A 20,814-nucleotide genomic window follows, 5' to 3' on the forward strand; every position below is an offset into this window, starting at 1 on the left:
CCGACCGACACCGTAATCCGACCGACACCGCAATCCGACCGGCATGACGCCGGCGTCGAGGAGAACACCATCAACGCGACCCAGACACCGGGAGCGCCGCCGACGCGGCGCCCGTTGTGGCAGCGCTCGGCGCTGGTCATGGTGTTCATCGTCATCGGCCTGATCATCGTCGAGGCCATCGATGCCGCGACCCATTACGACCTCGATTCGGCCGGCATCGAGCCGCGTCGCGTCGACGGACTCGACGGCATCGTGTGGTCGCCGTTCCTGCACGCCAACTGGGATCATCTGTGGACCAATCTCGCGGTCGGGGTGGTCCTCGGATTCCTGTTGCTGCTGGCCCGGCGCTTCCTGTTCGTGACCGCGGTCGTCTGGATCACCTCCGGGCTGGGTGTGTGGCTGTTCGCGCCGAGCGGATCGGTGACCGTCGGGGCGTCCGGGGTGATCTTCGGCTGGCTCGCCTACCTGCTGGTTCGTGGATTGTTCAACCGCAACCTCTGGCAGATCCTCGGCGGGCTGGTCCTGCTGCTCGTCTACGGGTCGGTGCTGTGGGGCGTGCTGCCGACCGATCCGACCGTCTCGTGGCAGGGACACCTGTTCGGGGCCATCGGCGGCGTTCTCGCCGCCTGGTTCCTCGCCGACCGCGACCGGCGTCGTCGACCTCCGAACACCGCACCCGCCGGCGGCCCGCCGATGCCGGGGGTGTCGCAATAGCCACCCCAGGACCCGACGCCCCGATCGGCATCTTCGATTCCGGCGTCGGCGGGCTCACCGTGGCCCGCGCGATCATCGACCTGCTCCCCGACGAGGACATCGTCTACATCGGCGACACCGCCAACGGACCCTACGGGCCGTTGACCATCCCGCAGATCCGCAAACATGCGTTGGCCATCGGCGACGAGCTCGCCGAGCGCGGGGTGAAGGCCATCGTCATCGCGTGCAACACCGCGTCGGCGGCATGTCTGCGCGACGCCCGTGAGCGCTACTCGCCGATTCCGGTGATCGAGGTGGTCCTGCCGGCCGTACGGCGTGCGGTGGTGGCCACCAAGACCGGTCGTATCGGGGTCATCGGGACCGAGGCCACCATCGCCTCCCAGGCCTATCAGGACTCCTTCGCCGCTGCCCGGGACGCGGAGATCACCGCGGTCGCCTGCCCTCGGTTCGTCGACTTCGTCGAGCGCGGCATCACCAGCGGACGCCAGATCCTCGGCTTGGCGCAGGGCTACCTCGAGCCGCTGCAAGAAGCGGGCGTCGACACCGTGGTGCTCGGCTGCACCCACTACCCGCTACTCTCGGGCGTCATCGCCCTCGCCATGGGCGACGAGGTCACTCTCGTCTCCAGCGCCGAGGAAACCGCCAAGGATCTCTTCGCCGTGTTGACCCGCTCCGACATGTTGCACCCGCACACCGACCGCGCCGCCGAACGCGTGTTCCAGGCCACCGGGAATCCGGAATCGTTCGCGCGCTTGTCAACTCGGTTCCTCGGCCCGACCGTCGGCTCGGTGGCCCGCATCTGAGGTGACCGGCGGGAGTCGTTCACCCGCCGACTTGTGATCGGATACCCGGCCACCATGACGCCCACGCATGGCAAGGTAGGGCTATGCGTGTCACGGTGCTCGGTTGCTCGGGAAGTGTGGGTGGACCGGGTACAGCCTGTTCGGGCTACCTGTTCTCGGTGCCCGGCGAGCAACCCGTGCTGATGGACTGCGGGCCTGGCGTCTTCGGTGAGCTGATGCGGGTGTCCGATCCCGACGACATCGCCGTCGTGCTCTCGCACATGCACGCCGACCACTGCCTCGATCTCCCGGCGATGATGGTGTGGCGCCGCTATGCCCCGCCCGGCCCGGCACCGGAGAGGGCGCCGCTCTACGGCCCGGCGGGAGTGGCGATGCGGATCGGCGCGGCCTCCTCGGAGTACCCCGGCGAGATCGACGACATCAGCGACACCTTCGATGTGCACGAGTGGGCCGACGGGATGGAGATCACGCTGGGCGGGATGAACATCCACGCGATGAAACTCGATCACCCGCCGGAGACCTACGGGCTGCGCGTCACCGGTCCGGAGGGACACGTGATCGCCTTCAGCGGCGACACCGGGCCGTGTGACGAGCTCATCGAACTCGCCACCGACGCCGACCTGTTCCTGTGTGAGGCGTCGTGGCCCCACGATCCGGTCAACCGGCCCAAACACCTGCACCTATCGGGTATCGAGGCCGGTGAGGCTGCAGCGAAAGCCAACGCGAAGGTGTTGGCCATCACCCACGTCCCCCCGTGGTGCGACGCGTCGGTCATCATGGCCGAGGCGCGCAGCACCTTCTCCGGTCCGGTCGAACTCGTCCGGCAAGGGCAGGTCTTCCACTTCTGACGCCCCGACGGGTCCCATCGGATCGGTGTCTACAGTTGATCGGGTGACGACACGCGCTGACGGCAGGGCCGACGACGAACTCCGACCGATCACCTTCACCCGCGGATTCACCTCTCATCCGGCCGGTTCCGTGCTGGTGGAATTCGGGCACACCCGGGTGCTGTGCACCGCCAGTGTGACCGAGGGTGTGCCGCCGTGGCGTCGGGGATCGCGGCTGGGGTGGCTGACCGCCGAGTACGCGATGTTGCCCGCCGCCACCCATGAGCGGTCGCGCCGCGAATCGGTCGCCGGCAAGGTCGGGGGCCGCACCCACGAGATCAGCCGACTCATCGGACGCTCGCTGCGTGCCTGCATCGACCTCGCCGCGCTGGGGGAGAACACGATCGCGCTCGACTGCGACGTACTGCAGGCCGACGGCGGCACCCGAACGGCCGCGATCACCGGTGCGTACGTCGCGCTCGCCGACGCGGTGACCTGGTTGGGTGCGGCGGGCAAGCTCTCCGACCCGCAGCCGTTGTCGTGCATGATCGCCGCGGTCAGCGTGGGCGTCGTCGACGGCCGGGTCCGGCTGGATCTGCCCTACGAGGAGGATTCGCGCGCCGAGGTCGACATGAACGTCGTGACCACCGACGCCGGCACCCTGGTGGAGGTGCAGGGCACCGGTGAGGGCGCGACCTTCCCGCGCGCCACCCTGGAGAAGCTGCTTGATCTCGCCGAGATCGGCACCGCCAAGCTCTTCGAGGCGCAACGCGCGGTGCTCGACGAGCCGTACCCGGGCGAGCTGCCGACCGCATGAGCGCTCCTGACTCGACACCCCGCCGCGTGCTGCTGGCCAGCCGCAACGCCAAGAAGCTGGCGGAGCTGCGACGCGTCGTCGACGCCGCGGGCATCGTGGGACTCGATGTCGTGGGACTCGACGCCGTCCCGGAGTACCCCGAGGAACCCGAGACCGGTGCAACTTTCGAGGAGAACGCGCTCATCAAGGCGCGCTCGGGAGCGCGTGCCACCGGACTGCCTTGCCTGGCCGACGATTCCGGGTTGTCGGTGGACGCCCTCAACGGTATGCCGGGAGTTCTCTCGGCCCGCTGGAGCGGACGTCACGGCGACGACGCCGCGAACAACGAGCTGTTGCTGAATCAGATCGCCGACGTCCCCGACGAACGTCGCGGGGCCGCGTTCGTCTCGGCGTGTGCACTTGTGATGCCCGGCGGTACCGAGACGGTCGTGCGTGGTGAATGGCGCGGAACCATCTTGCGAGAAGGTCTCGGCGCCAATGGTTTCGGCTACGATCCGCTGTTCGTTCCGGACGACGCGGCGGCGACCGGGCGGACTTCTGCGGAATTGTCGGCGCAGGAAAAGGATTTGCTGAGTCACCGCGGTAAGGCGTTGGCGCAGTTGGTATCTGCGCTGGCAGCGCTCGCCGACTCCGACTGAGTTCGCGGTGGTCTACGTCGAGGCGTCGGAACGGAGCCGCCGGTCGGTCGCCGCGGCCCGGGCGGTGATGGCGCGAGAGGGCGTGGCCGCCACGACACTTCGCGCCGTCGCGGCCGAGGCCGGTGTGCCTCTCGGAACCCTGCAATATGTGTTCCCCACCAAGGAGAAACTGGTCCGGGCCGTCATCGAGGACGTGGTGGAGGAGATCGCCGCGCTACTCGCCGAGTCACTGCCGGTGGAGGGCGGGCTCGCCCGGGCCATCCGCGACGGCGTCGCACTGTTCTGGTCGACTCTCGTCACACCCGATGTGCGACTGCAGATCGTGCAGGGCGAGTTGCTCAATCACAGCCTCCGCAAGCCGGGGTGGGAGCACCTCGCGGCGTGGCAGTACGAACGCTATTGCAGTGTGCTCGCGCAGTGGTGTGAGCGGGCGGCGCAGGGGGCCGGGGAGACCACCGCGGTGCCGATCGATCGGCTGGCGCGCCTTCTGCTCGCCGGAATCGACGGCATGACCCTGCAATACGTCTGCGACCCCGACGACGAGCGCGCCGAGAGCGACCTGGCGTTCTTCGTCGAGACGGTGATCACCGCAGCCGGCATCCGACCCGCACGCTGAGAGACGCGCCATTGCCTTTCGAGCCCGTCCGACCCTAAAGTCAGTCATACGACTGACTGAGGAGTCTGATGAGTGACGATGTCGATGTAGTGGTGGTGGGCGCGGGGCTGTCGGGTCTGATCGCTGCCCGCGCACTTCGGCGATCAGGGGCCGACGTCCTGGTACTCGAGGCCGGCGACAGATGCGGTGGCCGGGCGTATTCGGTGACGTCGAGTCTCGGCTCGCGACTGGACCTCGGTGGTCAGTGGGTGGGGCACGATCACCACCGGCTGATGGCTCTGGCCGACGAGCTCGGTGCAACCCGATTCACGATGCACACCCCGCCGATGCCCAGGATCGCCGACGGCTCCCGACGGGTGCGGGTGACCTCGCCGTCGGTGCTCGCCGCCGTGTCGGGTCTCGCCGCAGTGAGTGCGGTCCGCCGCGTTCGACGTCGGCAGAGGTGGGCGACGACGAGCGTGCAGAGCTGGCTCGACCGCCTACCCGGGCGCGCCCGACGACTACTCGAGGTCGTCGCCGCGATCTCGTGGACCGCCGACCCGCAACGGTTCTCGGTGCGGACCATGTTGAGCCTCATCGATGTACAGGGTGGTCTGGTGACCATGCTGTCGACGAAGGGGGGTGCCCAGGACGGGCTGGTCGTCGAAGGGATCGGATATCTGGTCGACCGACTCGTCGACGATCTCGGCTCGGCGGTACGCACGCACTGCGTGGTCACCGGGATCGAGCGGTCCGATGACCGCGTCGTCGTTCGCACCGCCTCGGGTGACATCGGCGCCCGTGAGGTCATCGTGGCCGTGCCGCCACCGGTCGCGGCGCGGATCACCCACCACCCGCCACTGCCGGCCGAGCGGATCTCGATGGAGCGCGGCACCTTCATGGGCTCGGTGTACAAGGCGATCGCGGTGTACCCGACCCCGTTCTGGCGGGTCTCGGGCGAGGCCGAGATGATCCTCCTCGACCGTCCCGGTGTCGCCGTCTTCGACACCTCGCCCCCGGATGGCCCAGGCCATCTGTGCCTACTCGTCGGCGGTGCCGAGGCCCATGACCTCGATGATCTCGATACGGAGGAACGACGGCGACTTCTGTTGGGCAGGATCGCCGGTCATCTCGGGGACGCCATCTGCAAGCCGGTCGACTGGCACGAGAAGGCGTGGCACCTCGACGATCACGTCGGCGGCGGCTACATTGCCGTGCCGCAACTCGGCGCCGGTCACGATGAGCTGCCGATGTCGTCGCAGGCAATCGGGCGCGTCCACTGGGCCGGAGCGGAGACCGCGAGTGAGCACCCCGGGTACCTCGACGGCGCAATCGGTGCCGGTGAACGAGCGGCCGCGGAAGTGACACGCGCGCTGCGAACACGGGCCTGACCGGCTCGCGGGATGGTTGTCGACGGGGCGCGACCGCCGGCGTCGTCGAGGCTTACAGCGACTTGCCGCCGAGGCCGTACTCCTGCTTCACCTCACGGGTGCGGATGTGCTCGAAGTAGAACGACAGGAACGGGATCGTGCCCGCGATCGCCGTCAGCACGATCTTGCCCAGCGGCCAGCGCACCTTGATGGCCAGATCCACGGTCATGATCAGGTACACGAAGTACACCCAGCCGTGCACGATCGGGACGAAGTCCAACGAGTCGACGCCGAAGCCGTACTTGACGATCAGCTCGACCACCAGCAGCAGCAGCCACAAGCCGGTGACCCACGCGAGGATGCGATATCGCAGGAGTGCGCCCTTGACCTTCTCGACGGGAGTGGCGGTGGGCTGGGCGGTCTGGGTCACTTGCGGCGGTCCTCACTGACAGATGAATCGGGTGTGGCGGTGGCCAGGTGTCCGTCGCCGTGTGCACGGTCGGCGGCGCTGAGCTCGGCCAGGTACCTGTTGTACTCGCGGAGTCCGGCGTCGTCGTCCGCGACGGTCGATTCGCGCAACGACGAGGCACTCGGGGTGCTCGCGCGATCGGGGAGCAGATCCTCGGGGATCTCCGTCATCCCCTTCGCCGCGGTCGCCCGCTGCAGTTCCTCGGGGTCGCTCTCCAGGACGACGAACCGTCGATAGGCCCACAGGAACGCGAAACCGAAAGCAGGCCACTGCAACGCGTAACCCAGGTTTTGGCCGGTCCCGCCGGCCTCATAGGTGTCCCACTGCCACCACGCCAGGCCGAGACAGACAATCGCGGCAACCACCACCAGCACCAGGAGTGCGGGGCGGTGCCGTCGACGGCCGGGCTGCGCGGACATACCTACGACGGTACCTGGCCTGCGCCGATGAGCTGCCGGGCGGTCCGGTGATCTCTGTCTACCTCGCCGTCCGTGCGAGTCACTGCCCGGTCAACAGGAGGACCTTCCCGACGGACTCCGCCGATTCGAGCAGCGCCTGCCCACGCTCGGCATCGGCGAGCGGAAGCCGCGCGGAGATCACCGGCGCGACGAGGGCTTGCTCGACCAGCGGCCATTCGTCGGCGGCCACCGCGGCCACGATCTCGGCCTTCGATCCGGGGCCGGTCAGGGGGCGGTTGCGGACGTTGAGTCCGATGATCCGGGCCCGCTTGCCGATCAGCGCGGCGACGTTGACCTCGCCGGTGACGCCGCCCTGCATTCCGATGATCACCAGTCGTCCGCCCACGGCGAGGGCGTCGATGTTACGCGACAGGTAGCTGCCGCCCATGATGTCGAGGATTACATCGGCGCGCCCGGCCAGCTCGGCGGCGAAATCCTGTTCGCGGTAATTGATCACGAGGTCGGCACCGAGCGCTCGGCAGCGCTGGGCCTTGTGCTCGGAGCCGACGGTCACCGCGACGCGCGCTCCGAGGGCCTTGGCTACCTGAATCGCGTGGGTGCCGATACCGCTACCACCGCCGTGCACGAGCAACAGCTCGCCCGCGCGGAGCCCGGCGTCGGCGACCACCGTGGACCAGACCGTACTCGCCACCTCGGGCAGCGCCGCGGCGTCGACGAGCGACACACCCGACGGCACGGGAAGCACCTGGGTCACCGGGACGACGGCGTAGTCGGCGTACCCGCCACCGGCGATGAGGGCGCACACCTGCTGCCCGAGCGCGGGGGAGTCGGGGCCGATGTCTCGACCGAGCGCGACGACGGTGCCGGAGATCTCCATGCCCATGATGTCGGTGATGCCGGGTGGTGGGGGATACAGCCCCTGGCGCTGCATCAGGTCGGCACGGTTGATCCCGGCGGCGGCGACGCGGACGAGTACCTCGTCGGGCCCTGGTGTGGGAGTGGGGATGTCGGCGACGGTGAGGTTCTTTTCAGCGTCGACGACGATGGCGCGCATGGTGGACGGTACCGAACTCAACGCAGTGGGGCTCGTCGGAGTGGGGCTCATCGCGCCGCCCCGACCGAGAACGGGACCGGCATGTGCAGCGCGGCCTGCGCCGACGTCGTCGCGTCGAAGCGGATGGTCCGCAGCGGCTTGAGGGAACGCAGAGCGTCGGCCATCCGGCCCTCACCGACAGTCAGATCGAAACCCCGTGGGAACACCGATGTTCCGGTCGCCAGGAGGTTGGTCTGATTGAGCGTGGAGTGCCACGCTCCGGCGCGCCGGGTGTAGGAGGTGAGGGTCGAGACCCGCTCACCACTGGTGAAGTTCTTTTGCGCGGGAGTCGATGCCGTGAACGCGACGTCGGTGCCACCGGCATCGTTGGCGATGTGCGCCGAGGTCCGGGTCGAGTCGATGCTGACCTGAAGGTCGGTGACCCACTTGGGAAATCCGTATCCGTCGTGGCCACGCACCTGCGCGATCTCGGTGTTGACCGGTAGCGAGAGCGCATACGAGTGCAGGTGATCGTTGGCGAGGGCCGACCCGAGATCGGCGATGCCACGCCCGCCGTGGCGGGCCGGACGAACCGCGACCCCGACAGCCGCCTCGGTGTAGAAATCGATGTCGCACACGTCGTATCGGAAGAACATCACCGACACCAGACCGAGGCCGGGTACGACCTCCAGGGGTGCGAGTTCGCTGGGGATGTGAGCGCGGATCGCGCGACTCGGGGCGAGCATGGTGAGCCGAGCCGAGGCCATCGCGTAGTAGAAGTTCGGCGTGCGAGTGGCGCCGATCGGCGTCTCCACCTGCGTTTTCGGGAGAGTCCGGAAGAAGTCGACGCCGGGCACGCCGGGCATGGCCGCCACCTCGTCGAGCGGCGCGTCCATCCGGTAGCGGTCGAACATGCCGTCTCGCGGAACCGTAACCAGGCGTCCGCCCAGGTCGATGTCGACGGTGTCCTCGGTGGTGCTGGGGATGGTCATCGAGTTACTCCTCGCGCGTATGTATGCATTGCTCACATGAGGGTAGAGCGATGAAGTGAACGCTGTCAACATTGACGAACTGGCTGCGGATTGAGCGAGGTCAGTGGCGCAGGGACGCCAACACGACGGAGCGGATCGTCGAGTCGATGGCGTCCGGGGTCGACGAATCGAGCTTGCCGTCGAGGAAGAGGAATGCGAGGCCGTGTACCAGCGCCCATGCGCCGGTGGCCGTGGCATCCGGTGTGTCCGAGGGGATTGCGCGCTTCACGACGTCACGGAGATAGGCGTGGATGGCCTCGACCGCCTCGACGCGTTCGGTGTTGTCGGTGTCGCAGACGCCGCCGAACATGATCCGGAACAGGCCGGGCCGGTCGATCGCGAAGTGGACATAGGCGACCGCGATGTCGGCGAGATCCTGAGCGGAACTCGGATTCCGGTGCGCTGCTTGCAGAGTGGTGGCCAGTTCGCGATAGCCCACCGCAGCCACCGCGGACAACAGTGCGTTGCGGTCGGCGAAGTGGCGATACGGGGCGCCGGTCGAGACCCCCGCCCGGCGCGCCACGGCTCGCAGCGACAGATCGGCGTCTGCGCCCTCGGCGTCGACGAGCTCGATCGCGGCACGAACCAGCGCGGCGGGCAGGTCGCCGTGGTGGTAGGCCGAACGAGGGGGCATGAAGCGAAGTGTATCCAGGCCGGCAGATGAAGCGCCGCGTCGCCCGCAGGGTGTGGGCGTGGGTTGACGACGGGCAACCTCGGGCTTAATGTATGCAGCGTCTACATTGCGCCCGCGGAACGCGGGCGCACGAAACCGAACCCACAGGAGCGTGTCTCATGGCGACTCGCATTCTCAACGTCGTCACCAACGTCGGGCACTACGACGACCCGTCCCACCCGACCGGCCTGTGGCTCTCGGAACTCACGCACGCGTGGCAGGTCTTCGACGACCGCGGCTTCGAGCAGACAATCGTCAGTCCGCACGGCGGCCATGTCCCGTTGGAGCCGCGATCGTTGAAGTTCCCCAACTACGACAAGACCGCAAAGGCCTGGCATGCCGATCCTGCGCGCATGCAACTGCTCGAGACCACCGCGGCACCCGACGAGATCGACTCCGCCGACTACGATGCCATCTACTTCACCGGTGGTCACGCGGTGATGTACGACTTTCCCGAAAGCGAAGGGCTACAGCGGATCACGCGTGAAATCTTCGAGCGGGGAGGGGTCGTCGCCTCGGTCTGCCACGGCTACTGCGGTCTGCTCAACACCACCCTGTCCGACGGCACACTCCTCGTCGCCGGCCGCAAGGTCACCGGCTTTGCCTGGCAAGAAGAGGTGCTCGCGCGAGTGAACAAGCTGGTGCCCTACAACGCCGAGGCGGAGATGAAGAAGCGCGGCGCCCTGTACGAGAAAGGTCGACTGCCGTTCGTCTCGTACGCGGTTGTCGACGGCAATCTCGTCACCGGCCAGAATCCTGGATCGGCCAAGGAGACGGCTCTCAAGGTCGCGGCGCTGCTCTGATCGCAGTCGATTCCGTCGATCGCCGACGTGGGCGGTAGTCTGGTTCGGCACGCGCGAGTGGCGGAATTGGCAGACGCGCTGGATTTAGGTTCCAGTGTCCGGAGGACGTGGGGGTTCAAGTCCCCCCTCGCGCACCATAGAAGCCTTACTTGAATCAGCACGTCCGTGGACGGCTTCGAGAAGGTCATCAATCAGTAGTTTGGCACCGCCCGAGAGGGCGGTGCCTTCGTCTTGCGCCCTGTGGGCCCGGTAGGCGGCGTATGCGGCCTTCTTGCCCGCAACCAGGTCATGGGTAGCGTTCGCGATTTGCGCGCCTGTGTCGGCGGCGAGGAGCTCGGCGAGCGGGGTGTTGATGTCGTGGGCGGTGATCTCCTCGTCGTGGATGTACAGGTGTTTGAAGATGGCCTGGTTCAACCGCCGGCGGGTCTCGTCGCTGGCTGCCGCGTAGAGCTTGTACGGATTGGCGAGCAACTGGAGGCAGAGGTCGATGTACTGAGCACCTTGTCCAAGATCGTCGAGGACCTCATCCAGCTGGGCGGTGATGCGCCCGCGTTGCTCGGCGATCTCGCGTAACCGCCGTTGAACTTTAGCGGTCGCCATCGTTCCGTCTGCCGCTAGGTCGAGCAGGTTCTCTTCCTTGACGTCGAGCGATTTTAGCTGCGTGGTGAGCTGCTTGCGGTGCAGCCGTGCCGCCGCTGTCGTGTCGGCGAGCAGTTCCTCCATCACCGTGCGCAGTCCCTCGATGAACTCGGGGCTGAAGTGAATGGTCTTGTAGTGCTCCTCGATGGCGGCTTCGACAAGATCCTTGTTGTTGTACGGTGCGTCGCACGTATGGTCTTGGGTGCCGCGGCAGAAGAAGTAGTGATAGTGACCGCCGTGACGGCCGGTCGCGCGCTGCATGATGATTCGGCGCTTGATTCCGGCGTTGTGGCACTTGCCGCAGAACAGGCTGCCCTTCAGGTAGTGGTGTAGCTTGCGTCGCCGTTCACCGGCGAACCCGCGCTCTTCGAGCAGCAGCTGAACACGGTCGAAGAGTTCTTCGGAGATGAGTGGTTCGTGCCGTCCCGGGAATTCGTCGCCTTTGTACTTCACCCGGCCGAGGTAATAGCGATCTCTCAGCATCGCCGCGACTTTCGTATGGGAGATCGGTCCGGCAGGGCGACTGCGCGTCGGGCGCGTGGTCAGTCCTCTCGTCGTGAGTTCAGAAGCGATGTCCTGGATAGTCATGGTGCCTTCGGCGTACAGCTCGAAGGCAAGTTTGACCAGGGGAGCGCGTTCGGGATCTAGGGCGTGTTTCCCATATGTGTGGTTCTGGTGGGCGCATGCTGTTTTCGTGGCGATGATGACGTCGAGGTATCAAGTGTTCACCGACGAGCAGTGGGCACGGATCGAACCACTGTTGCCGTCGAATGTGGGTAAGCGTGCGCATCCATGTGGTGAACATCGCCGAGTCGTCGAGGGCATGGCCTATCGGTACCGGACCGGAATTCCGTGGCGGGACTTGCCAGTTGAGGTGTTCGGGCCGTGGCAGACGGTGTGGAAACGTCATCGCCGCCATGCCCAGGACGGCACGTGGGACCGTGTGCTCGCGCACGTGCTCGCCGAGGCCGATACGGCTGGGCGGATCGACTGGAGACTGTCGGTGGACGCGACGATCGCGCGTGCGCATCAGCACGCGACGAACACCTCGCGCCCTGATCAGGACACAGGGGGCAGCATCGAATCACAAGAACCTCGCCCCGAACGGAGGTGAACCCGCAGGTCACGGGATCGGCAGGTCGCGGGGCGGGTTAACCACGAAAATTCATCGTGCCCTCGACGGGCGGGGACGACCATTGGTCAACATCGTCACTGGCGGCCAACGCAACGATGGCGCGATGCTCGCCGAGGTGCTCGCCGACATCCATGTTCCACGGATCGGTGTCGGGCGTGCGCGGACCCGTCCGGACGCGGTCCTGGCTGACAAGGCCTACGCCACCGGTGTCAATCGAGATATGCTGCGTGACAAGGGGATCAAAACAGTGATTCCGGAGAAGTCCACCCAGGTCACCTCGCGTAAGAAACGAGCGAGCAAGGGTGGCCGACCACCCGCCTTCGACTCCGACCTCTACAAGGGCCGCAACGTCGTCGAGCGCTCATTCGCATGGTCCAAGCAATGGCGGGGACTGGCCACCCGATACGACAAACTCGCCATCACCTACCGGGCCGGTGTGACACTGAACGCGATCCTCAACTGGCTACAGCATTTGGGAGACACGCCCTAGTCGCAGGGCACATCAAACCGCGGTCGAAGTGTTCGGACAGCGAGCGCTGGGACTTTGCTTGCGCCGCAATGCTGGTATGCGCGTTGGGTTGTGACGCGCTCTTCGAGCGTGGCTTTCTCGTCGTAGACGACGGAACGATTCACGCCGGCCGTGACAGCGCGAATGACTCCGTAACCGAAGTGGTGATGTCGTGGCTGGGCGGCCGGCTACCGCGCACAACTCTGCGCGACAACCAGCATTCGCCTGGCACCGCGGGCGAGCGCTTCACTTCTGACCGCTCAGGGTGCACAGGCGACGGGGCCATCGGTCAGCATCGGTCAACGAGCGGCCAGATAGGCCTCGTGCACGGCGTTGGTGATTCTTCCGCGTGCGGATACGTCGTAACCGTGTGCGGTCGCCCAGTCGCGTATCTGCGCAGCCGTAGTCGCCACCGTGCGACTGTTGGTGCCGGACTTCGGTGTCTTGCGGGCGCGTGAAGCTCTCGTTCGTCGGCGCCTGCCCGCGCGGGTGGAGTGCTCGAGAAGTGTGGCCAGCGGGATGGTGCCCTTCTCGATCTTGTCGAGGTTCGCGCTGGAGACGTCAAGCCTGTAAGCGACGCCATTCCAGGACCAGTCGACGGAATGAACGTCGTCGATCTCGAGCAGAGCGCCGTCGAGATCGTCTATGAAGGTTGTCAGCTCAACTGGTGCCACGCGATGCAGAGTAGTCCATCGGTACGTGAGGTTGGCGAACCCTTCCAGTACGTGTCTCAACCGAGTGAGCGTTCACGAGCGCACGGGTGCCCCAGACTCTGAGAGTAGCCGCCGTGTATCGGGCTTGTCCGCGCCGAAGATGTTGTCGGCATGCTCTGCTCCGGATTGGATCGGATCGGATCGCGCCGTGCCCTTCGCTGCGAGATCTTGATGTGCATTCTCGAAATGTTCCCGTGGTCCCCGTTTTTGGGGATTCTCTTTCCGGTCCGGAATTCTCGTTTACCGCCCCTACCTGCACGGTTGCGAAATCAATGAAAGCGATGTCGATCTTTAGGTTGCCGAATCCTGTGAGACGCGGTTGCATATTCGCGAACTGTTCAGAATCTGGCATCGTGCATCCATGTCGGTGCACTGATGGGTGTGAGGGGTGGCGTCATGGTGAGCGATGGCAGTCATGTGCGGGGTCGATCAAGGACGACTGCGCGCCGTCGAATGCTGACGGGCGTGTGTGCGGCGCTTGCGGTGGCCGCGTCTGTGATCGGGGCGGGTGTGTCTGGTGCTGCACCGAGTTCGTTTGCTGATCAGCAGACGACCAAACGCACGGATGACGGGTGGGTCGTCTCGGCGATCAAGTCCCACGAGCAGGTGCGCTCAGTGCCGCCCCTTAATCGATCACCCTGGACGAGAGAGGGTTTCCTGAGTCTGAAGGGTGAGGGTGTGATCGCCGGGTCGGGTTCGGTGCCGGTGCAGTCTGGGACGGTGGCGGCTGGTTTTCAGATCGGCTGCAACACCGATGTGGCGTCGGGGGCCACGGTCGGGATCTCGGGTGGTCCGTCGGCGCAGATGAATATTTCGTATCCGCCGGCGGTGGTGATCGGTGCGACGGTGACCCCGAACATCGCGACGACGTTGCGGCCGGGCACGATCGCCGATATTCCGTTCGGGTCGAAGAAGATGCAGACCGGGAAAGCCGGCATCACCGTCGACGGCGTGCATGTGAAGGTCGACGGTTGTCTGGGGCCGGTCGCCCTGCGCGCGTACGTGACCGTCAGTGTGTCAACGGCGTTGAACGACAACACGATCAACGTATACGGCAAACCCCACTACCTGTGACCCGTCGGCACTGACCTCCGCCCCGTGTCGTGCGTGGCTGCGCGCTGCGTGAGGCACGACATTCTCTCTGCTCGTTCTTCGATCTTCTCCAGGAAGGGCTGTGATCCCGTATGACTGCTCCAACTTCATCGTCCGCATCGGGAGGCGCGCACCGCCTCGACGCCGACGCGCCGACCACCGAACTCCCCACGACGACCGACCACGCCGGTCGCTCGGTCGATGAGGCTGACCCGACTTCTGCGCCGGACGACCCCACCAATGACGGTGGGGTGCCGGTGCTGAAAGTAGTGCTGTTCCTCGTCGGCTGCGTGCTCTTGGTGCTGGCGGCGGCGAACCTGTCGAATCTCGGTGAGTGGTCGGACCGCTGGGGCGTGATCCCGGTATTCCTGGTCTTCTTTCTCGTGATGTCAATCGCCGGACGCTGGTTCTGGGCCGGAGCGGACGCGATCCTCGGAGCCCTGATGTGGGGCAAGGCCAAATGACTGACCGTGGCCATCGACGTCGCCCGGAACCCGCCGGAGAGTCGGTGATGTCAAAGTCTTGTCGGGGGCGTCACCGGCTGCCGCGTCGTCGACTCGGCGCCGGCCTGCTCGCCGCGGTCGTGTTGGCGATCGGCGGCGGGGTCACGGTGGCGGCGCTTGGCAGTGATCCTGCTCCGGCGCATGCGGATGCGTTGTGTGATCAGATGCGTGCCCAGTACGGCTCGAACTGGCCGTGCATCTCGGTACCCACCAACACCTTCCAACCGACCACGAACACCCCGGCCCCGACCGGGGGCAATGGTGCGGGGTCAGGTGGTCCGCAGGTCGGTAGCAATATCGGGCCAGGCCCGGGCGAAGGCAACGGCACACCCATCGTGACCGTCCCCGGACAGCAGGGGCCGCAATCGCCTGCGGGTGGCGGCGACAACAATGGCGGCACTCCGACAGCGGCAGATAGTGGTGGGAATCGCCCGACCGCACCGAACCCGGTGCCACCTGGAGGCCCCATCGGGCAGGTCCCAGTGATACCGAGTAGTGCGGCTCCCGTGATCAGCGCGCCTCCTGGTGTACCCACGGGAACGACCTCCAATGACCGTGATTCCTCCCGAGCATCGGACTCTGGATCGAGGAAGCCAGATATTCCGATTGCGGCGTGGCTCGTTGCCGGGGCGGCAGCCTTCGCCGCAGCCCACCCACGAGTGCGGCAGGCGGTACGCGGCACAGGGTCATCGCGATTCGCGACCTGGTGGGGACGACGATTCGGGTATGTCCAAGCGGCGGCGATCCGGCCGCAACACGGCCCCGACGATCCGGGAGCAAACGATCGTGCGCCTCATGAGCATCGCGATCCGCCATCGAACGGCAGCGGCAACACGAGTGGTAGCGGTAACGCTAGCGGCGGCGACCCGATCACCAACAGCGGTAGCGGTGACGACCCGATTACCAACAGCGGTGGCGGGGGCGGCTCGACATGGAGTGGCGGCGGAGGCAACGGCAACACGCAGTTCACGCCGGATCCACCGCCGCCTCCTGCACCCGCCCCACAAGCACCGCCGCCTCCTGCACCCGCCCCACAAGCACCGCAGTCTCCTGCACCCGCCCCAGAAACTCAGCCGAAGGCGATCCCGAACGCGCCTACAGCCCCGGGTAAGTCGGTACCAGCACAACCACTGCGCCCGGGATTAAAGATCCCCGGTCTTCCCGGCTTACGGCTACCGATACCGTTTTGGCCAGGTCAGATTCCAGGGCAGGTTCCTGAATCTCCTTCGCGCAATCCGTTTGATGATCTTCCGGAGGACGTGAAGGCACGAATCAAGCGGATCCGCGAGCTGTGGGAAGCGTATCAACGTGATCCCGAGGGTTTCCTCAACTCGCTCCAGTGGCTATCTGACGAGGATCTTCAAGGGTTCTTTGACCTATTGGACGAAGCGGAGAACGATCTCTATAGGGAAGACAGCCCATTCAACGACCCGGCACTGCACGATCTTCGCGAGCAGCTGCACAACATGAACAACGATCTGCGTGAGCAGATGATGCGAGAGCTGGAACGCCGCCGCGGACCGGGTGCCGCACCACCAATCGAACCCAGAAATCCTGGCGATGAACCGGGTCCGAACGACCCCACTCGCCCCGGGGATGCGCCGAACGAATCTGGGCCTACTCAGCCTGGTGATCAGCCAGGTCCGGAAAATCCTACGAATCCTGGCGATCCTACGAATCCTGGCGAGTCACCAGCTCCTGGACCGACCAGCCCTGGGGAGAGTCCTAGCTCTCCCCAAGCGCCTACAAATCCGACAAATCCGGGTGGTGACGCGCCTAACAGTCCGCCGCCACGCAACGATCCCGGCCACTCGGACTCGCCGACGCCCGGCCATACTGGCGGGGAGGACCCCGGTGCAGAACTACCGTCTCGGGCCGTTCCGAACTGGTGGGAACCAACGACTCCGCCCGCCCCTGACGCGCCACCATTCGGGGAGCCGCACCTCCCCGACGGGCCTGAACCGGTGCCGGGACGTTGGCCGGCACCGCCGACCGGGAATGTCACGCCGGCGATGATCGCCGATTGGCTTGGGGCGATTATGCAGGCCATCCAGCCGCCGACGCCGCCAGCGAATCCACAAGGACCAAATGGCACACCCTCTGACGACCAAGTCCGCGAGCAATTTGAGGAGGTACTCCAGGAAATCGCCGACGCTGCAGCAGCAGCGGGCGCCTTCCTCGATCCCCACTCGCTGCTGAGCCCCCAACAGTTCGGCACCGACGTCCACACAATCTTCGAAGACTTCGTAAAGAAATACCTTGGTCCGCAGCTCGCTCTGTGGTTCGGCCCCGACTTCATCACGAATCTTGAGAAGTCAATCGACCGGACGGTGGGAATCACGCGAGGGCAAGACGGACGCTTTGTTTGGGATCCGAGGGGGCAGAGTGGCACTGCGCGGCCGGATCTCGTGATCACTCGCTTGGTAGTAAATGCCGCCGGTGACGTCGTCGAGGAAATATTTCAGATCATTGACCTCAAGACCGGAAATGCAGATATCGGCAAAAGCTGGCGAAATGATCTTAGTAGAGTGCTCGGAATCACGCACGATATGATTCAGTCAGTCAAACCGAACATCCCGAGGCCGCCCAAGACTACGCCACCCAGCCCACCGGCGACGACGCCATGACGAAGTCACGATCGGGCTCGACCGATAAGCTCTGAACTAGACACACCGCGGCAACACACGACGACACAGGAGTGACGACACAGTGGGTATAGGAGCAAGAGGCTGGCGCGAACTCGCCGTCGGCGCTGCTGAGATTCTGGGTGAGGAGTGGGTGCTCGCGGGCAAAGGCGCCTCGACGCGGTTGGTTCGGGCGCCCGTCGGCTGGTGGCTGCAGTTCGTCGGCTACGAAGACACCCGCCTGGGCAGACTCATCGCTTACAACACGTTCCTGGGTAGGCCGCCGCATGCGTCTCAAACGGGAGATGCACATGGCGTGTCGAGCGAACACTTCATAGTCTCGGGCGAGGATCGGCCTCGCTATTCTGAGGAGTTGGGCTCGCCCGAGGCAGTCGCAGAATGGGTGACTGCAGTGAAGCGCGAAAGGCTGGACCTAACACCGGCCAACCTCGCGGACGACCTGTCTGAGATGGAGGTAGTCAAGGCTCGGCGTGAGGCTCATGGACAGTTCCTTTTCGAGGGGCCGGCATTACAACTACTCGTGTCGATGCGGGTGGTGTGCGGGTCGCGTGCTCGAGACGAGTTGGTCAGCGACATCGATGCGGTGCTGGCAGATCCGTTCCTTGAGCGGTATAAGCCGTACGCGTCGACGCGGAAGAACCCGCGTACCTATCAGGAGTACTTCACCGCGTTGCGGGGTGCGGTGGCCAGTGGTGATCGAGGTGCGGTCGAGTCGGTGATCCGGGAGGCCCGCACCGATAGCTTGCGGTTGTTGGGTGTTCCGGATGAGGCGATTGGTGATGTGGTGTTCCCGGAACCGCAGGTGTCGCTATGAGTACCTACGGCACCGTCGTTATCGCCGATGTCGCCGATCAGGATGCGGCGCAGCGGTTATCCGATCAGTTCCGCGAGGTGTTGGGCCGTACGTTCACTCGGCGTACTCATCTGCCGTTCCCGATGCGTAACCCGCTCGATGACACCGAGATCGAGGTGGAGGCCGGTGACTCGTCGGTTCGGGTGACGCTGCTGGTCAATGGGGCGGTCGCGGCAGGCACTGCCGCGGAGGTGTTCACGGGTGTGGGCGCTGGGCGGGCGGTGATGTGCGAGGACGGCGACGAATGGGGGGTGACGGTATCGGGCTGGCGATTAACCGACGGCGATGCCGACTGTGTCTACCGCGCCTACCTGCCGGCCGACGACGGCGCCATCGACGACCAGGCAGCCGGCCGGGTGGTGACGGGCCCGACGGCTGCTACCAGACTGGCTGAGCTGTTCGGCACGGACCCCGACCCGGTACGAGCACTCGATGCCGACCCCACTCCGATCACAGACGGCATCGGTTACATCGCCGACCCGTTCCTGCCGTGGCTACACAACCTCGATCTCGACTGGCCGGAATTCTGACCTGGTCCCGAGTGCGATTTCCAGCACCCGGAATGGCCTCTCGATGAAACAGACGGGCCGCGGAAACGCACTATCGAGAACGGAGCCGATTCGCGACGATGGAGAATATCCTCAAGATTCTCGATTCATACCGGACGCCAATCGTTACGAAACTCGGCGGCGATCGACGCCGCCACGATTCGGCGTACTCCTACGATTCGGTCACGGACTATGGGCCGCCCCCCACCGAGGAGTTGATCGACACGGCCTGGTCGGGCACCGATTTGCCAAAGGCGGTAAGTGACCTTTGGCTGACCGCTGAATGGATACACCTTTACTACGCCGAATGGAATACGGGCTTGATCATATTCTCGCCTACTGAAAGTCATTATACGACTTCGGCGTTCGCGGCAGAGAACGAGGACGAGCCGGATGACTACTACGAGCCAGGTGATGTGATCGTCGGCAAGTTTCAATCGCTAGATGAAGCGCTAGTCTATTCGCCGGATCGAGGCTGGGTTGTATCGAGTCCGTACGATCCTCGACGCTACTGGCCGCATTTGGGAGAAGACCTGTCGGCGTTCTTGGAGGCATATCGTGATTCGCTGGGTAAGTCGAGTGAATGGCAGAGCCAGTTCCGGAGAGATTAAACCTGAACGTCACTGGGTAGGCCTTGTACCGGATACGGCCTAATCGAGATGTTCAAGGCTCCCCTCTGTAACGAGTAGGCGGTCCCCGTCGGGGAAGTGGGGTTCCCCCGAAAAAATGGACACGGTTAGCTTGATTGCTGACGTGCGTGTGAGCTGATCTCGAAGTCGATGGGTGAGATCATCCCTAACGAACTGTGTCTCCTGTCATGATTGTAGAATCGGATGTAATTGTCAAGGCCTGCAGTAAGATTCGCGCGAGTGGTGAAGGCGTGTCGCTTGTAGTATTCGTGCTTGACCGTCGACCACAACGACTCTGCGCCGGCGTTGTCCCAGCAGATGCCGGTCTCGCCCATCGAGCGCCGCAACCCGTGGCGTGTGCAGGCCTGGGCCATGTCATGGCTGGTGAATTGGCTGCCTCTGTCCGAGTGCAAGATGGTGCCCGTCACCGACCCGCCGCGCGTGGCCACCGCAGCGTCCGCGGCGGCCTCGATGAGCTCGGTACGCATGTGATCGGCCAGCGACCAGCCCAGCACGCGCCGCGAGTGCTCATCGCGGATCGCACACAGGTACGCATCCCCCTCACCGCAGGTCAGATAGGTGATATCCGAGGTCCAGACAGCATCAAGACGGCCCTGATCACAGACCCGCCCCACCCGGTCAGGTGGGAACGACTCCGTCGGATCGATCACGGTCGTCTTGACCTTGAAGGTGCGGGGGCTGATGCCCTCGATACCCATCTCGGCCATGATCTTGGCGACGGTATTCTCCGAGACCGACACGCCCTCGTCGTGCAAGTCGGCGGTGATCCGCGGGGAGCCGTAGGTGCGTTGCGATCTCTTCCAGTGAGCCACAATCTTGACTTCGAGATCACGGCGACGCTGCTGCCGCGCGGTGAGTTCGCCACGCTGCTGACGACCCGCCCACGCATAGTATCCCGAGCGTGAAACCCCCAGCAGCTCAACAAGAGCAGTGATGTCATGGCCGGCGCACTCCGCGGCGATGAGTTCATAACAGCTCACCGGTGTTGCTGTGCCGCAAAGTACGCCGAGACTTTTTTCAGGAACGCAATGTCGCGGTCCTTCTCAGCGGCCTCGGCACGTAACCGCACCAACTCCGCGCGCTCACCGGCGCTGAGCTCACCATCGGGCGGAGCTGCCCGCCCCTCGGTGATCACTCCGTCGCGAATGCGTTCGGCGCGAACCCATTTGCCCAACAGATTCTCATGCACGTTCAACTCACGAGCGACCTCAGAGATCGGGCGGCCGCCATCAATCACCCGACGAGCAGCCTCCGCCTTGAACTCAGGCGTAAACGACCGACGCGTCCTCGACATAGTGACATCCTTCCAGCAGGACCCACAGCCCCACTATCTCGG

Annotated in this window: 23 protein-coding genes, 1 tRNA gene and 2 pseudogenes; 17 read left to right on the forward strand and 9 right to left on the reverse strand. The window is 65.2% G+C overall.

Translation table 11 applies throughout. The annotated features are described in order from the left end of the window. The first annotated feature begins 114 nt into the window (after positions 1-114). The 7 genes from J6U32_RS13235 to J6U32_RS13265 all read left to right on the forward strand — a co-directional run bounded on the left by J6U32_RS13235 (position 115) and on the right by J6U32_RS13265 (position 5,785). Positions 115-714, forward strand: coding sequence for a rhomboid family intramembrane serine protease (locus tag J6U32_RS13235; protein ID WP_208795834.1), 600 nt, complete (start codon positions 115-117; stop codon positions 712-714). Continuing rightward, positions 711-1,517, forward strand: a complete 807-nt coding sequence (gene murI / locus J6U32_RS13240; protein ID WP_208796104.1) for a glutamate racemase — start codon at positions 711-713, stop codon at positions 1,515-1,517. The genes J6U32_RS13235 and murI overlap by 4 nt, the downstream gene beginning before the upstream one ends. Before the next feature lie 83 nt (positions 1,518-1,600). Then, complete coding sequence (locus J6U32_RS13245; protein WP_208795835.1) at positions 1,601-2,365, forward strand: cyclic nucleotide-degrading phosphodiesterase; 765 nt, start codon at positions 1,601-1,603, stop codon at positions 2,363-2,365. Positions 2,366-2,408: 43 nt separating this feature from the next. Then, positions 2,409-3,161: a ribonuclease PH gene (gene rph / locus J6U32_RS13250; protein WP_208795836.1), complete on the forward strand. Its 753-nt coding sequence runs from the start codon at positions 2,409-2,411 to the stop codon at positions 3,159-3,161. Next, positions 3,158-3,799, forward strand: coding sequence for an RdgB/HAM1 family non-canonical purine NTP pyrophosphatase (gene rdgB, locus J6U32_RS13255; RefSeq protein ID WP_208795837.1), 642 nt, complete (start codon positions 3,158-3,160; stop codon positions 3,797-3,799). Before rph ends, rdgB begins: the two co-directional genes overlap by 4 nt. A 7-nt stretch (positions 3,800-3,806) precedes the next feature. After that, entirely contained in the window at positions 3,807-4,415 is a 609-nt protein-coding gene (locus J6U32_RS13260; RefSeq protein ID WP_208795838.1) for a TetR/AcrR family transcriptional regulator, read from the forward strand. 68 nt (positions 4,416-4,483) lie between these two features. Beyond that, positions 4,484-5,785, forward strand: coding sequence for a flavin monoamine oxidase family protein (locus tag J6U32_RS13265; RefSeq protein WP_208795839.1), 1,302 nt, complete (start codon positions 4,484-4,486; stop codon positions 5,783-5,785). Between the two features lie 52 nt (positions 5,786-5,837). Here J6U32_RS13265 and J6U32_RS13270 read toward each other — a convergent pair whose 3' ends face one another. From J6U32_RS13270 to J6U32_RS13290, 5 genes are all read right to left on the reverse strand, one after another. Further along, complete coding sequence (locus tag J6U32_RS13270) at positions 5,838-6,194, reverse strand: DUF3817 domain-containing protein (protein WP_006371557.1); 357 nt, start codon at positions 6,192-6,194, stop codon at positions 5,838-5,840. Then, complete coding sequence (locus tag J6U32_RS13275; protein ID WP_208795840.1) at positions 6,191-6,652, reverse strand: transcriptional regulator; 462 nt, start codon at positions 6,650-6,652, stop codon at positions 6,191-6,193. Before J6U32_RS13275 ends, J6U32_RS13270 begins: the two co-directional genes overlap by 4 nt. Positions 6,653-6,731: 79 nt before the next feature. Then, entirely contained in the window at positions 6,732-7,706 is a 975-nt protein-coding gene (locus J6U32_RS13280) for an NAD(P)H-quinone oxidoreductase (RefSeq protein ID WP_208796105.1), read from the reverse strand. Between the two features lie 47 nt (positions 7,707-7,753). Continuing rightward, positions 7,754-8,677 carry an acetoacetate decarboxylase family protein gene (locus J6U32_RS13285; protein WP_208795841.1) on the reverse strand — a complete coding sequence of 308 codons (924 nt, stop codon included), beginning with the start codon at positions 8,675-8,677 and terminating at the stop codon, positions 7,754-7,756. A 100-nt stretch (positions 8,678-8,777) separates the two neighbouring features. Beyond that, entirely contained in the window at positions 8,778-9,350 is a 573-nt protein-coding gene (locus tag J6U32_RS13290; protein WP_208795842.1) for a TetR/AcrR family transcriptional regulator, read from the reverse strand. Positions 9,351-9,508: 158 nt separating this feature from the next. Between J6U32_RS13290 and J6U32_RS13295 the strand changes: the two genes are divergently transcribed. The 3 genes from J6U32_RS13295 to J6U32_RS13305 all read left to right on the forward strand — a co-directional run bounded on the left by J6U32_RS13295 (position 9,509) and on the right by J6U32_RS13305 (position 10,765). Beyond that, positions 9,509-10,192, forward strand: coding sequence for a type 1 glutamine amidotransferase domain-containing protein (locus J6U32_RS13295; protein WP_208795843.1), 684 nt, complete (start codon positions 9,509-9,511; stop codon positions 10,190-10,192). Positions 10,193-10,243: 51 nt separating this feature from the next. Continuing rightward, positions 10,244-10,329 (forward strand) — tRNA-Leu (locus tag J6U32_RS13300). A 151-nt stretch (positions 10,330-10,480) separates the two neighbouring features. Continuing rightward, positions 10,481-10,765, forward strand: coding sequence for a hypothetical protein (locus tag J6U32_RS13305; RefSeq protein WP_208795844.1), 285 nt, complete (start codon positions 10,481-10,483; stop codon positions 10,763-10,765). 258 nt (positions 10,766-11,023) lie between these two features. Here J6U32_RS13305 and J6U32_RS27870 read toward each other — a convergent pair. Continuing rightward, positions 11,024-11,419 (reverse strand): annotated as a pseudogene (locus tag J6U32_RS27870) (recombinase family protein); the annotation flags it as partial. A gap of 115 nt (positions 11,420-11,534) precedes the next feature. On the opposite strand from J6U32_RS27870, the pseudogene J6U32_RS13320 reads away from it, so the two are divergent. Further along, positions 11,535-12,456 (forward strand): annotated as a pseudogene (locus tag J6U32_RS13320) (IS5 family transposase). Between the two features lie 317 nt (positions 12,457-12,773). Here J6U32_RS13320 and J6U32_RS13325 read toward each other — a convergent pair. Then, positions 12,774-13,148 (reverse strand): Lsr2 dimerization domain-containing protein, encoded by a 375-nt coding sequence (locus tag J6U32_RS13325; protein WP_208795846.1) that lies wholly within the window; start codon positions 13,146-13,148, stop codon positions 12,774-12,776. Between the two features lie 654 nt (positions 13,149-13,802). Here J6U32_RS13325 and J6U32_RS13330 point away from each other — a divergent pair. The 6 genes from J6U32_RS13330 to J6U32_RS13355 all read left to right on the forward strand — a co-directional run bounded on the left by J6U32_RS13330 (position 13,803) and on the right by J6U32_RS13355 (position 19,439). Beyond that, positions 13,803-14,261: an MspA family porin gene (locus J6U32_RS13330; protein WP_244332947.1), complete on the forward strand. Its 459-nt coding sequence runs from the start codon at positions 13,803-13,805 to the stop codon at positions 14,259-14,261. Between the two features lie 110 nt (positions 14,262-14,371). Next, positions 14,372-14,743 (forward strand): hypothetical protein, encoded by a 372-nt coding sequence (locus J6U32_RS27410; protein WP_244332867.1) that lies wholly within the window; start codon positions 14,372-14,374, stop codon positions 14,741-14,743. 2,051 nt (positions 14,744-16,794) lie between these two features. Then, on the forward strand, positions 16,795-17,409 hold the full coding sequence (locus J6U32_RS13340) for a hypothetical protein (protein WP_208795848.1): 615 nt from the start codon (positions 16,795-16,797) through the stop codon (positions 17,407-17,409). Positions 17,410-17,491: 82 nt separating this feature from the next. Then, positions 17,492-18,241, forward strand: a complete 750-nt coding sequence (locus tag J6U32_RS13345; protein ID WP_208795849.1) for a hypothetical protein — start codon at positions 17,492-17,494, stop codon at positions 18,239-18,241. Further along, on the forward strand, positions 18,238-18,810 hold the full coding sequence (locus J6U32_RS13350) for a hypothetical protein (protein WP_208795850.1): 573 nt from the start codon (positions 18,238-18,240) through the stop codon (positions 18,808-18,810). The genes J6U32_RS13345 and J6U32_RS13350 overlap by 4 nt, the downstream gene beginning before the upstream one ends. A 98-nt stretch (positions 18,811-18,908) precedes the next feature. After that, positions 18,909-19,439 carry a hypothetical protein gene (locus J6U32_RS13355; RefSeq protein ID WP_208795851.1) on the forward strand — a complete coding sequence of 177 codons (531 nt, stop codon included), beginning with the start codon at positions 18,909-18,911 and terminating at the stop codon, positions 19,437-19,439. 125 nt (positions 19,440-19,564) lie between these two features. Here J6U32_RS13355 and J6U32_RS13360 read toward each other — a convergent pair whose 3' ends face one another. Together J6U32_RS13360 and J6U32_RS13365 are read right to left on the reverse strand one after the other, a co-directional pair. Beyond that, a complete protein-coding gene (locus J6U32_RS13360; RefSeq protein ID WP_208795852.1) occupies positions 19,565-20,458 on the reverse strand; it encodes an IS3 family transposase in 894 nt (297 codons plus the stop codon). Continuing rightward, positions 20,455-20,772 (reverse strand): transposase, encoded by a 318-nt coding sequence (locus J6U32_RS13365; RefSeq protein ID WP_208795853.1) that lies wholly within the window; start codon positions 20,770-20,772, stop codon positions 20,455-20,457. The genes J6U32_RS13360 and J6U32_RS13365 overlap by 4 nt, the downstream gene beginning before the upstream one ends. Positions 20,773-20,814 lie beyond the last annotated feature (42 nt).

This window comes from Gordonia polyisoprenivorans, from assembly GCF_017654315.1.
GTDB classification, from domain to species: Bacteria; Actinomycetota; Actinomycetes; order Mycobacteriales; family Mycobacteriaceae; genus Gordonia; species Gordonia polyisoprenivorans_A.

Bases quoted from the DNA above. Each gene is read 5' to 3' on its own strand.
- J6U32_RS13245 (WP_208795835.1), top strand. From the start codon at position 1,601: ATGCGTGTCACGGTGCTCGGTTGCTCGGGAAGTGTGGGTGGACCGGGT.
- rdgB (WP_208795837.1), top strand. From the start codon at position 3,158: ATGAGCGCTCCTGACTCGACACCCCGCCGCGTGCTGCTGGCCAGCCGC.
- J6U32_RS13265 (WP_208795839.1), top strand. From the start codon at position 4,484: ATGAGTGACGATGTCGATGTAGTGGTGGTGGGCGCGGGGCTGTCGGGT.
- J6U32_RS13275 (WP_208795840.1), bottom strand. From the start codon at position 6,652: ATGTCCGCGCAGCCCGGCCGTCGACGGCACCGCCCCGCACTCCTGGTG.
- J6U32_RS13280 (WP_208796105.1), bottom strand. From the start codon at position 7,706: ATGCGCGCCATCGTCGTCGACGCTGAAAAGAACCTCACCGTCGCCGAC.
- J6U32_RS13285 (WP_208795841.1), bottom strand. From the start codon at position 8,677: ATGACCATCCCCAGCACCACCGAGGACACCGTCGACATCGACCTGGGC.
- J6U32_RS13290 (WP_208795842.1), bottom strand. From the start codon at position 9,350: ATGCCCCCTCGTTCGGCCTACCACCACGGCGACCTGCCCGCCGCGCTG.
- J6U32_RS13295 (WP_208795843.1), top strand. From the start codon at position 9,509: ATGGCGACTCGCATTCTCAACGTCGTCACCAACGTCGGGCACTACGAC.
- J6U32_RS13305 (WP_208795844.1), top strand. From the start codon at position 10,481: ATGGGTAGCGTTCGCGATTTGCGCGCCTGTGTCGGCGGCGAGGAGCTC.
- J6U32_RS27410 (WP_244332867.1), top strand. From the start codon at position 14,372: ATGACTGCTCCAACTTCATCGTCCGCATCGGGAGGCGCGCACCGCCTC.
- J6U32_RS13340 (WP_208795848.1), top strand. From the start codon at position 16,795: ATGATCGCCGATTGGCTTGGGGCGATTATGCAGGCCATCCAGCCGCCG.
- J6U32_RS13350 (WP_208795850.1), top strand. From the start codon at position 18,238: ATGAGTACCTACGGCACCGTCGTTATCGCCGATGTCGCCGATCAGGAT.
- J6U32_RS13355 (WP_208795851.1), top strand. From the start codon at position 18,909: ATGGAGAATATCCTCAAGATTCTCGATTCATACCGGACGCCAATCGTT.
- J6U32_RS13365 (WP_208795853.1), bottom strand. From the start codon at position 20,772: ATGTCGAGGACGCGTCGGTCGTTTACGCCTGAGTTCAAGGCGGAGGCT.